9 protein-coding genes and 1 tRNA gene are annotated in these 12,500 nt (G+C 37.5%); 6 read left to right on the top strand and 4 right to left on the bottom strand.

The window, feature by feature from the left end; all coding sequences use genetic code 11:
* Positions 1–14 precede the first annotated feature (14 nt).
* Genes ZA07_RS08265 through ZA07_RS08255 form a run of 3 tightly spaced genes read right to left on the bottom strand, consistent with a single transcriptional unit; the run spans position 15 to position 3,194 of the window.
* Positions 15–1,043, bottom strand: coding sequence for a UDP-glucose--hexose-1-phosphate uridylyltransferase (locus tag ZA07_RS08265; protein ID WP_053971228.1), 1,029 nt, complete (start codon positions 1,041–1,043; stop codon positions 15–17).
* Positions 1,044–1,048: 5 nt separating this feature from the next.
* A complete protein-coding gene (gene galK / locus ZA07_RS08260) occupies positions 1,049–2,194 on the bottom strand; it encodes a galactokinase (protein WP_053971227.1) in 1,146 nt (381 codons plus the stop codon).
* Position 2,195: 1 nt separating this feature from the next.
* Complete coding sequence (locus tag ZA07_RS08255; protein ID WP_053971226.1) at positions 2,196–3,194, bottom strand: winged helix-turn-helix domain-containing protein; 999 nt, start codon at positions 3,192–3,194, stop codon at positions 2,196–2,198.
* Between the two features lie 122 nt (positions 3,195–3,316).
* Here ZA07_RS08255 and ZA07_RS08250 point away from each other — a divergent pair, with 122 nt between their 5' ends.
* The 4 genes from ZA07_RS08250 (at position 3,317) to ZA07_RS08235 (ending at position 10,234) form a co-directional block, all read left to right on the top strand.
* Positions 3,317–4,474 (top strand): glycosyl hydrolase 53 family protein, encoded by a 1,158-nt coding sequence (locus tag ZA07_RS08250; protein ID WP_053971225.1) that lies wholly within the window; start codon positions 3,317–3,319, stop codon positions 4,472–4,474.
* Positions 4,474–6,909, top strand: coding sequence for a DUF4982 domain-containing protein (locus ZA07_RS08245; RefSeq protein ID WP_082316548.1), 2,436 nt, complete (start codon positions 4,474–4,476; stop codon positions 6,907–6,909). The genes ZA07_RS08250 and ZA07_RS08245 overlap by 1 nt, the downstream gene beginning before the upstream one ends.
* 80 nt (positions 6,910–6,989) lie before the next feature.
* Complete coding sequence (locus tag ZA07_RS08240) at positions 6,990–8,078, top strand: FUSC family protein (protein WP_053971224.1); 1,089 nt, start codon at positions 6,990–6,992, stop codon at positions 8,076–8,078.
* Positions 8,079–8,362: 284 nt separating this feature from the next.
* Entirely contained in the window at positions 8,363–10,234 is a 1,872-nt protein-coding gene (locus ZA07_RS08235) for an OmpA family protein (RefSeq protein WP_053971223.1), read from the top strand.
* Positions 10,235–10,429: 195 nt separating this feature from the next.
* Here the strand turns inward: ZA07_RS08235 and ZA07_RS08230 are convergent.
* Positions 10,430–10,511, bottom strand: a tRNA-Leu gene (locus ZA07_RS08230).
* Between the two features lie 122 nt (positions 10,512–10,633).
* Here ZA07_RS08230 and ZA07_RS08225 point away from each other — a divergent pair.
* Positions 10,634–12,022, top strand: coding sequence for a dipeptidase (locus ZA07_RS08225; RefSeq protein WP_053971222.1), 1,389 nt, complete (start codon positions 10,634–10,636; stop codon positions 12,020–12,022).
* 112 nt (positions 12,023–12,134) lie between these two features.
* On the top strand, positions 12,135–12,500 hold the full coding sequence (locus ZA07_RS08220) for a BlaI/MecI/CopY family transcriptional regulator (RefSeq protein WP_053971221.1): 366 nt from the start codon (positions 12,135–12,137) through the stop codon (positions 12,498–12,500).

The raw sequence follows: 12,500 nt of genomic DNA, 5'->3' as shown, positions 1-12,500 counted from the left end.
ACCATCTTTTTGGATTACATTTTTTCTGATAACTGTCTTAAAGTTTGCGCTGCCGTTTCTGGAGTTATATCCCTTTGGGCCATCCCAAACATTTCATAACCCACCATAAATTTCTTAACGGTAGCACTGCGTAATAAAGGCGGATAAAAACTCATATGCCAATGCCAATGTGCATTATCTTGCCCATTACATGGTGCTTGATGAATACCGCTGGAATAAGGGAATGAGGTTTGAAACAACCTATCGTAAACTTTGGTAAGCACTGAAATAGCTTCGGCATACATCAAAGTCTCCTCTTGACTCATTTCCAAAATATCTTTTTGATGCTTTTTAGGAACAATCATAGCTTCGTAAGGCCAAATCGCCCAAAACGGAACCAAAACCACGAAAGCTTCATTTTCAAAAATAACGCGTTCCCTGAGTTCCAGTTCTTGCTTTAGATAATCGGCTAAAAGCGTTCTCCCATTCTCTTGAAAATAAGCGCTTTGTTGGTTATCCTTTTTAACCACTTCATTAGGAAGGGTCGATTGACTCCAAATCTGTCCGTGTGGGTGTGGATTGCTACATCCCATGACAGCTCCTTTATTTTCAAAAATCTGTACATAATTGATATTGGTATTCTCACGTAAGCTTTGAAACTCCTTTTGCCAAGTAAAAACGACTTTTTGAATGTCTTCAACAGCCATATCAGCTAGACTTTTGGAATGATCTGGACTGAAACAAATCACCTTACAAATACCCTGTTCTGCTTCAGCACGAATAAGTCCGTTGTTCACTGAAAACTTTTTGGAATCCTTTTGTAATGCGGAAAAATCGTTCACAAACACAAACACATCTTCATAAGAAGGATTTACCTCTCCATTGGCCCTTGTGTTTCCAGAGCACAAATAACAACTGGAATCATGTTTTGGCCTAACCTCCTTTGAAGGCTCTTCTTGTTGCCCTTGCCAAGGTCTTTTGGCACGATGCGGTGAAACTAGCACCCATTCTCCTGTCAATGGGTTGTATCTTTTATGGGAATAATCTTGAATATCGTTTTCCATGACAATTAAATTTTATGTGTTCCTTGTGATAACTTCACAAAATATATGGAACAATCTTTACCAAATGTATCTTTATACTGTTTTGAAATTTCTTCGGAATAAGATGCGACTGCATCCTTCTTTAATATATTGATGGTGCAGCCTCCAAAGCCTCCTCCCATCATTCTAGATCCAATGACATCGGGATGCGCTTTACCTTTTTCAACCAAAAAATCAAGTTCGGGACAGCTCACTTTAAATTGATGCTGAATCCCACCATGCGCTTCAAAAAGCAATTCTCCAAAACCTTGCAAATCTCCATCTTCCAACATTTTCCCAGCTCTTAAAACACGGTCATTTTCCTGAATGACATAAAGTGCTTTTTGATATTCCACTTCAGTCAATTGATCCTTTATTTGATAAAGAGAAGCTTCGTTGGCATCACGAAGAAAAGGCACATCCAACAAATTGGCTACTTTTTCACAAACAGCTCTCCTATCATTATACTCAGCATCTACCAAACTGTGACTTACATTGGTATTAATTAGCATCACCTGATAATCTTCAAATTCCAATGGATAGGTTTTGAATTCCAAGTTTCTGCAATCCAACAATAAAGCCCTGTCTTCTTCACCAAACATGCTCGCAAACTGATCCATGATTCCACACCGTACACCCACATAATGATGTTCTGCTTTTTGCGAAATAAAAATGAGTTCATGCTTGGACAAGCCCAAATCGAACAAGTCATTAAGTCCATAAGCAACTGCATTTTCTAATGCCGCCGATGATGACAACCCAGCACCTTTAGGAATGTCGCCCGTAAATACCATATCAAAAGGTTCCAATTGAATTCCTTTTTTCTGTATCTCCCCCACTACTCCAATGATGTAATTTCTCCAATTACCTTTAGGAATAGCCTTTACATCATCTAAATGCAGCTCCATAACCTCTTCAAAATCCAATGAAACAATGGTACAAAAAGCATTTTTTGATTTTGAAAAAGCTGCTGTTATGCCTTTATCTATAGCTGCAGGAAACACATAGCCCTCATTATAATCGGTATGCTCCCCAATTAAATTAATCCTTCCCGGAGATTTAACCACAATGGGGTCATTAGGGAAGCGTTGTTTAAATTTCTTTACAATGTCATCTTTTATAATTGCATTCATTTTATAAAGATTTTCTTATGATTAGTTGACTAGGATTTTCAACTTGACCTTGTTCTCCATTTTTTATCATATTGGCCAAGGTTGTTCCCATTAATTTGAAATCTGTAGAAATGGTAGTAATTCCATTACCGACAACCTCTTTCAATAGGGTGTCATTATAAGAAATAACCCCAATATCGGAGCCTAATTCCAGTTGCTGTTCGTTCATTTTTTTTATCAAAACAATCAAATCCCTATCGTCTAAAGTCACATAAACCTCTCCTTTAGCCAAAGGACGTTCTTTCAAACTGGAAATAACCTCTCCTTGTATCTGATTTGAGTTGATAAAATTTTGAAACCCCTTTAACATGCCGTGAGGTTGTTTGGCTGGCGAATAAACCAATACGATTCTTTCATATTTACTGATTTGAGACATTGCCAAAGTCAGTTTATCTGACATGTCCTTTTCAAAATTTTGATAAATAGCCGAATAATCTATTAAAGAGGCATTGGTTTGATCTAATAAAAAGACTTTCTCTTCAGGCAATAAGGCCAACACATCAGCAACATTCTCAAGATTGGCTGGCATGATCACATAATAGTTGTAGCTCCCTACATTATCTGAAATTTGTTTTTTAAAAACGTCATAACTGAAATGATGAAAAAAGATGTCTACCTGAAATTGAGGACTCAATTCTTCTAAAAAGGCATTGTAAATATCTTCCTTAAAAGCATTTAACTCATCAAAAAATAGAAAGACCTTTTGCTTCACCGTAACGTCTTCACTTTTTATATAATATCCCTTTCCTGATACAGACTCCACAATACCTCTCATCTTGAGCTCATTAAAAGCCATCAAGACAGTATCTCGCGATAAATCAAATTGATTTCTCACTTTATTAATAGACGGTAATTTATCTCCCTTTTTCAATAACCCAGCCAAAAGAGCATCCTCAATTGAAGCTACAATCTGCTTGTATTTAGGAATACCGATATTGTCCTTGATTGAAATTAAATTCATTTCACAAAGATACAAAAAACTGGTAGGTACTGGTAGGGTTTTTTAATAATTATTTTTAAATTTGTAAACAAACAATGTTCAAATTATCAAATCCTTGTTATTTGAGATAATTAAATAAGAATATGATACAATATTTCAAAACACCCATATTTATAATGTTTACCGTATTTAGTCTTATAGGATGCTCTAGCAGTGAAGATAACTTGGAAGAACAGCCAAATAATCCTACCCCTTCTGAAGATTTCTTTTACTACGGCGCAGACCTCTCATATGTAAACGAAATGGAAGATTGTGGAGCGACTTATAAAAACACAAACAACGAGGTTCAAGACCCATTTCAGATTTTTACAAATGCAGGAACCAACTTGGTACGCGTTCGTTTATGGCACAACCCCACTTGGACCAATTACTCCAATATAGAAGACGTCAAACAAACCATTCAAAGAGCCAAATATCTGGGGATAAAAGTACTACTGGATTTCCATTATTCTGATACTTGGGCAGACCCTGAAACCCAAGAAATCCCTGCAGCTTGGATTCCAGAAATTAACAACACAACAGATTTAGGCTCCTTATTATATGATTATACTTTAGTAACCCTAAATGACTTAAATAATTCAGGGTTAAATCCGGACATGGTTCAAGTTGGAAACGAAATCAATGGCATGATCTTACAACAAGGTGATTTGGTTTGGCCCATTGACTGGAATCGCAATTCCTTTTTACTAAACAAAGGTATCCAAGCTATTCGTGATTTCTCTCAACAACATTCAATAGACATTGAAATCATGCTCCATATTGCACAACCTGAAAATGGCATATGGTGGTTTGAACAAGCAACAGCAAACGGAGTCACGGATTATGATTGGATTGGGTTGTCATATTACCCAATATGGTCTTCATATGACCTCAACAATGTAGGCTCAGCCCTTTCTTCCTTAATTTCTACCTACGATAAAAAATTAATGATTGTGGAAACCGCCTATCCATTTACATTAGACAATGCTGATGCAGCTAACAATATTTTGGGTTCAGATGCCTTAATTAATGGCTTCCCAGCGACCCAGGAAGGACAATTAAATTATCTCCTACAACTTGAAACCGTGGTCAAGGAGGCTGGTGGAGAAGGTATTATTTATTGGGAACCCGCTTGGGTTTCTACCGATTGTTCCACGCTCTGGGGACAAGGCTCCCATTGGGATAACGCCACCCTATTTGATCATAACAACAAAGCTAATTTAGGCATGCAGTTTTATAACGGCTCACAAACAAATAACTAATGAAAAATTCAAACAAAATAAAGTTCTTATTCATCATATGCTTGTTTTATGGATTGTCCATACAATCCCAAACTCGAGAAATTCTCACTTTAAAACAAGGATGGACGTTTCAAAAAGGACATCATCCGCAAGCAGTAAATCCAGATTTTGATGATCGAAAATGGGAACATGTAACCGTTCCTCATGATTGGGCTATTTATGGTCCTTTTGACAAGGAAATAGACAAACAGAATGTAGCGATAGAGCAAAACGGCGAACAAGTGGCTACTGAAAAAACAGGTCGAACCGGTGCCTTACCTTATATTGGTGAAGCTTGGTATCGAAATCACTTTAAGATCCCAAATTATGACCCAAATAAAAAAGTACTCATCCTATTTGAAGGAGCCATGAGTGAACCTGAAGTATATATTAATGGCAAGAAGGTAGGCGAATGGAAATATGGATACGCTTATTTCTATTTTGATATTTCCGAATATGTCTCTTCTGAAAACAATACGCTTGCCGTTAAGTTAAACAACAAAGGACTTTCCTCAAGATGGTACCCAGGTGCCGGACTCTATAGAAATGTAAAAATCATTGTTAAAAACAGAACAAGCATTAACCAATGGGGAACTTTCATCACCACGCCCATTGCCAATACAACTTTAGGCAAGGTCAATATTAAGACCAAAGTAAGTGGAGAAAATTTACGTATCGTTACAGATATCATAGGCCCAGATGGTATTACAATGGACTCAAATGTTAGTGAAACTATTTTTAATGATGAATTCGATCAAAATTTCCTTGTTAAAAATCCTATGTTATGGAGTCCGGAAACGCCACATTTATACACAGCTGTTACTAGATTATTCTCTTCAAATGAGTTACAGGATGTTATTACAACAAAATTTGGAATAAGAAGCATTCAATATGATCAAAAAACAGGGTTTAGCCTAAATGGAGAAATCACAAAATTTAAAGGAGTTTGTCTTCATCACGATTTAGGCCCAATAGGAACTGCTGTCAACAGGTCTGCACTAAAACGTCAACTTAAAATCTTAAAGGACATGGGAGCCAATGCAATAAGAAGTTCGCACAACATGCCTTCTTTTGAGCAACTGGAGTTATGTGATGAGATGGGATTCTTGTTTTTGGCAGAGAGTTTTGATGAGTGGAAAAAGCCTAAAGTTGACAATGGCTACCATTTATATTTTGACGAGTATGCCGAAAAAGATGTCGTCAACCTGGTAAGAGCAACCAGAAACCACCCTTCTATTGTTATGTGGAGTTCGGGCAACGAAGTCCCTGATCAATGGGGAACAGAAGGAGTCAAACGTGCCAAATGGCTTCAAGATATTTTTCATAGAGAAGACCCTACCAGGCCGGTTACTGTAGGCATGGACCAAGTTAAAGCGGTAATGGAATCTGGATTTGGAGCACTTTTGGATGTCCCAGGATTAAACTACCGGGTACACCTCTACGAAGAAGCTTATGAAAAATTTCCCCAAGGATTTATTTTAGGTTCGGAGACTGCTTCCACAGTGAGTTCAAGAGGCATTTACAAGTTCCCAGTAGAAATTGCCAGCATGAAACAATATGATGACTTTCAATCCTCCTCTTACGATCTAGAATATTGCAGTTGGTCTAATTTACCAGACGAGGATTTCATTTTACAGGATGATAAACCTTGGGTTATTGGCGAATTTGTTTGGACTGGATTCGACTATCTTGGCGAACCAACCCCATATGATGAAGTCTGGCCATCACGAAGCTCCTATTTCGGCATCAATGATTTAGCAGGTTTACCCAAAGATCGTTATTACCTATACAGAAGTCGCTGGAACACCCAAGATGAAACTTTGCACATTTTACCTCATTGGAACTGGGAAGGGCGTGAAGGCGAGACCACCCCAGTTTTTGTTTACACCAGTTTTGACCAAGCTGAATTGTTTTTGAATGGAAAAAGTTTAGGAATACAAAAGAAAAATGACAAAACACCTCAGAATCGATATCGTCTCATGTGGATGGATGTCAAATATGAACCTGGAACCTTAAAGGTTGTTGCACTGGATCAAAATGGTAAAGCGGTAGCTGAAAAAGAAATCACAACTGCTGGCGAGCCCCATCAAATTGTTTTGGAACCGGATTCCAAAACCATAAAAGCGAACGGTGAAGACCTAGCATTTGTTACTGTTTCAGTAGTTGATAAAAATGGAAATCCCTGTCCGACTGCCACCAACCAATTAGAATTTAATGTCACCGGAAATGGTTCCTATAGAGCCGCCTGTAATGGGGATGCCACATCTTTAGAATTGTTTCATGAACCAACTATGAAGCTGTTTAGCGGCAAACTGGTAGTTTCAATGAAGTCAACCAACACAGCAGGAAGCATGGAACTGACGGTAAAAGGAAAAAAATTGAAATCAGCCTCCATCATCATAAAAACGGAAAAGTAAATATCTATAAATAGAGAAAAGCAATAGCTTTCGGTTAATAGCATGAGCAGATTATCATTATTTTTGCATGATATTTAACCATGAAAGCATCACAAACGATTTCCACTGAGCTTCGGCTTCTGTTCACCTTTAGGAAAAATTCCAGAAAATGGCATTTGGCTCTTTTGGCTGCTATTTGCGTGGGAACGCCTTTGCTTTTGGGCATCTATTTTAATAATTTGCAACAAGCCCTTTTGGCTAGTTTAAGTGCATTGGTGATCCTTTACCTTCCAGGTAGCGGCTCTAAAACCCATCGGATTCTTACACTATTGATTTGTTCGTTTGGATTTATGGTATCCTTTTCCTTCGGACTTATTTTTAGTTTTCATCCATTGGTTGCGATTTTCAGCTTTGGCATATTTTCTTTCTTGGCTCACTGGGTAGCATTATACTACAAGGCCTCCCCACCAAGAAGTTTCTTTTTTATCATGGTAGCTTCCATGGCCATTTGTATGCCTTTTGACCTATCATCCATTCCCATAAAAATAGGAATGGTTAGTCTAGGAACTATATTTTCTTGTATTCTCGGACTCATCTATATTTTCTTGTTTCCGTCATCTGAAACGAATAAATCAGAATCTGAGGCTGCTAATAAAGATTTCAGAAAATATGCCGATTACTGGGAAGCAATTATTACCGGCTGCTTTATGTGTGTGGCTTTGGCTTTAGGTCACCTCATGAAATTAGATAATCCCTATTGGATTCCCATATCCTGTGCGGCCGTTATGCAAGGAGCTTCTTTGTACCATATTTGGCAACGATCCTTCTACAGAATAACGGGAACCTTTATTGGCCTTGGACTGTGTTGGTTTATTCTAGGAATTGTAGAATCTCCTTTTAGCATAGCTATTACCATAATTATCTTGCAATTTATTATTGAAATTCTGGTTGTAAGACACTATGCGTGGGCCGTGGTTTTTATCACTCCATTAACCATTTTACTCTCTGAAGCGGCCCATCCTCTGTTTCATAATCCCGATGAACTGATTACCCTAAGATTTACTGAAATCTGCATAGGTAGTATTTTGGGAGCCTTTGGCGGCTGGACATTACACAAAGAAAAACTAAGATTTCACAGTATCAAAGGACTCGCATTAATCGGAAATAAGATGAAAAAGAACAGGTCTTAAAAAAGCGATGAAACAAAAAAGCAAAACACTCTTCAATCGGCATCCCTAATCAAGGGTGACACTTATCAAAACAGGCTTCTGTCGTCATTCATATTGTCACCATTATTTGCCCAACCGAACTCTCCTCTTCCCTTTAAGGTCACCATTGACCAAAATTTAAAGCAATTACTACTTTTTAAAATGCAAAAACATCAGAATCTTATGAAATACTGTAATAATTTGCCTTAAATTTCGCGCAGAAAGTATCAATCTCTTAGAGATTTCTAACTAAAACAACTTAAAGCATGAGGAAAATATTTAGTATTCTAATTTTATCATTAAGTATTACAACAGGTTTCGGTCAAAATGAATTAACAGAAAAAGCCGATAAACTTTATGATGGCTATCAGTATGTGGATGCCATTGAAGCCTATTTAGAACTTGTTAATGACCGAAAGGCCAACGGCTATGTTTATAAACAATTAGGTGATAGTTATTATAATATTTACAATACCAAGGAAGCCTCAAAATGGTACGCCAAAGCTGTAAAAAGTCAACAGGACGCCGAAACCTACTACCGATATGCCCAAATTCTTAAGTCTGAAGGGAATTATGAAGCATCCAAAAAGCAAATGGATAGGTTTTCTGAGTTAAAACCTGATGATCAAAGAGCAAAGGCCTATTTAGCAAATCCAGATTACGTTCCCCAATTGGCAGACAAAGACAAATCATTTACGGTAGAAAAATGCAAAATCAGTGATTCTAAAGAAAGTGATTTTGGTGCCGTTTTATCAAACGACAATATCCTTTATTTTGTAAGTACAAGAAAAGAGACTAGCAAAGAAGACAAAGGAACAAAAACCCCTTATTTAGACATTTTTAGTTCTAAAAGAAATGACAATGGCTCCCTATCTAGACCTCAAGAAGTTAAAGAACTGAATACAGCTTATCACGATGGCCCAATAACCATTAGTTCGGATGGTAAAACAATGTATTTTTCAAGAGATGGTCACAGCGAGAAATCATATAAAAAAATTAAGAAGAATAGTGTCAAATTAGCGCAACAAGGTATCTACAAGGCTACTTTAGTGAATGGTCGATGGGAAAATATCGAGGCACTACCTATCAATAGTACAGAATATACCGTGACTCATCCTAGTATTAGCCACGATGGTAAAACACTATACTTTGCCTCAAATATGCCTGGTGGGATTGGTGATACTGACATTTGGAAAATAAGTGTTAATGGTAACAGTTATGGACAACCAGAAAACATGGGGCCTAAAGTTAATTCAGCTGGTAAGGAAGGATTCCCATTTAGCAGCAAGAACAATATTCTTTACTTTTCCTCAAATGGCAAACAAGGCTATGGAGGATTGGACGTTTTCAAGTTGGACCTAAACGCCGATAATGAAGCAGAAAACCTAGGAAATGGTATCAATACTAATCATGATGATTTTTCTTTTAGTATGAATGACACCAAAAAAGTAGGTTATTTCTCTTCCAACCGAGATGGGGCAGACAACCTTTTCATTGCCAATCCTATTTGCAAATTAGACATCACAACCTTGGTTACTGATAGTAAAACCAATAACATTATTCCTGGAGCCGAAATAATCCTTTCAGATGCTCAAAACAATAAAATAGCCACACAATCATCTGACGATAAAGGACAAACTGCTTTTCAAGTAGGTTGTGAAGTTGATTATTTCATCACCGTTTCCAAAGCAGGCTATAACAGTATAAGTGTTCCTGTTTCAGCTTCCCAAAAAACCGAGATTAGTGTAAGTGCTGCCCTAAGTCCACTCGATGAAATAATTACAGAAACTGAAGTCAAATTGAATAACATTTACTTTGAATTCAACAAAAGCAACATTACCCCACAGGGTGCTTTAGAACTTGATAAACTAGTTTCCATTATGAACACACATGCCACAATGGAAATCTTGGTAAGATCACATACAGACACACAAGGAAGTCAGGACTATAACCTAAAACTTTCTGAAAGAAGAGCACAAGCCACCATGCAATATCTGATTTCTAAAGGCATTAGCAAAGACAGACTAACTGCAAAAGGTATGGGAAGTTCAGAGCCCAAAATTGATTGTAAATCCAATTGTACCGAGGAAGAAGATGCCAAAAATAGACGTTCAGAGTTTTTAATCGTTAAAAAATAGATTTTCTAATAGAACTCCATATAAAACTTTAGTCCACAAAAAAACCTTCAAGGAACTCTTTAAGGTTTTTTTGTTCTAACAAAGATATTCTTTCCGGCTACGCTCAGCATAAACTTCTCGTCTCCCATTATTTCCAATATTCTAAAATTCTTTAAATAAAAAAAGCCTCTTGTTTCCAAGAAGCTTTACTTTTCGTGCGGGCGGAGAGACTCGAACTCTCACACCTCGCGGCACTAGATCCTAAGTCTAGCGTGTCTACCAATTCCACCACGCCCGCAATCATTAAACTCCGATAAATATCGGGATGCAAATATACACATTCCTTTTAAATTCCAAGCATTCCAAATAAAAATTTAATCATCCCCTTTTTCGTACCTTTGAAGAAATATAAAAACACCCATGAAAGACATTTCAAATTATATAGAAACCCATCAAAACAGATTTATTTCCGAATTGGTTGATTTGCTTAAAATGCCTTCTATCAGTGCTGATTCAGCCTATAAAAAAGATGTTTTAAATACGGCTGAAGCCGTTAAGAAAAGCTTATTGGATGCCGGTTGTGATCTTGCAGAAATATGTGAAACGCCTGGAAACCCAATTGTCTATGGTGAGAAAATAATCGACAAAAATTTACCGACAGTTTTGGTTTATGGACACTATGATGTACAACCCGCCGATCCCATTGATTTATGGACGTCGCCCCCATTTGACCCGGTTATAAAAAAAACGGATTTACATCCTGAAGGCGCCATTTTTGCCAGAGGCGCTTGTGATGACAAAGGACAAATGTATATGCATGTTAAAGCTTTGGAATTCATGACCAAAACAGACCAACTACCATGCAATGTGAAATTTATGATTGAAGGTGAAGAAGAAGTTGGATCTGAAAATTTGGCTTGGTTTGTACCCAGAAACTTGGAAAAATTGGCCAATGATGTGATTCTTATTTCTGATACGGGAATGATTGCCAAAGATGTGCCTTCCATCACTACAGGTTTAAGAGGTTTGAGTTATGTGGAAGTGGAAGTTACTGGTCCTAATAGGGATTTGCATTCTGGACTGTATGGTGGGGCTGTGGCCAATCCCATCAATGTTTTATCCAAAATGATTGCGTCCCTTCATGATGAAAACAACCACATTACCATCCCAGGATTTTATGATAAGGTCGAAGAATTAAGTACTGAAGAACGTGCCGAAATGGCCAAGGCACCTTTTTCTTTGGAGGCCTACAAAAAATCTATTGATATTGATTCAGTGTATGGTGAAGAAGGTTTCACTACGAATGAGAGAAACTCTATCAGACCCACTTTGGATGTAAATGGTATTTGGGGCGGTTACATCGGTGAAGGTGCCAAAACCGTATTACCAAGTAAAGCGTACGCAAAAATTTCCATGAGATTGGTGCCTCATCAAGATTGGCATGAGATTACCGACTTATTCACTAAACATTTCGAGAGCATTGCTCCTCAGGGGGTGAGAGTAAAAGTAAAACCCCATCACGGAGGTCAAGGCTATGTGACACCAATAGACAGTATTGGCTATCAGGCAGCGAGCAAAGCATACCATGAGACTTTTGGAAAAACCCCAATTCCGCAAAGAAGCGGCGGAAGCATCCCTATTGTTGCTTTGTTTGAAGAGCAATTAAAAAGTAAGACCATTTTAATGGGCTTCGGACTGGATAGCGATGCCATCCACTCCCCTAACGAACATTTCGGGCTTTGGAACTATCTTAAAGGTATCGAGACCATTCCATGGTTCTATCAATATTTCACCGAATTATCCAAATAAATCCATAGCCGCTTCTTGAAAGCGGCTTTTTTTTATCAAAATAATTTACTTCTATACTTGTAGAATTAAATATTTATTCTACATTTGTAGAGTTAACTCTAATCTTGTAGAAATGCAGCTATCAAATTCAGAAGAAGAACTTATGAATCATTTATGGAAACTGGAAAAGGCCTTCATGAAAGATTTGTTGGATTCTTATGACGATCCCAAGCCAGCTCCAACCACTTTGGCTACGCTTTTAAAGCGTATTAAGGACAAAGGGTTTATAGATTACAAAGTTTATGGGAAGTCCAGAGAATATTATCCACTTGTAAAAAAGAAAGACTATTTCTCTAAACAAGTCAACGGACTCATCAAAAACTTTTTTAACGACAGCGCCAGTCAGTTTGCTTCCTTTTTCACCAAAGAAACCAATTTGACAAAGGAAGAATTAGAAGATTTAAAAGCGCTTATCGATAACGAGATAAAAAAGAAATAA

It is taken from the genome of Mangrovimonas sp. ST2L15 (genome assembly GCF_001280515.1).
Classification (GTDB): domain Bacteria; phylum Bacteroidota; class Bacteroidia; order Flavobacteriales; family Flavobacteriaceae; genus Mangrovimonas; species Mangrovimonas futianensis.
Note: the sequence above shows the minus strand (reverse complement) of the source record. Positions and strands in the feature narration are given on the sequence as shown.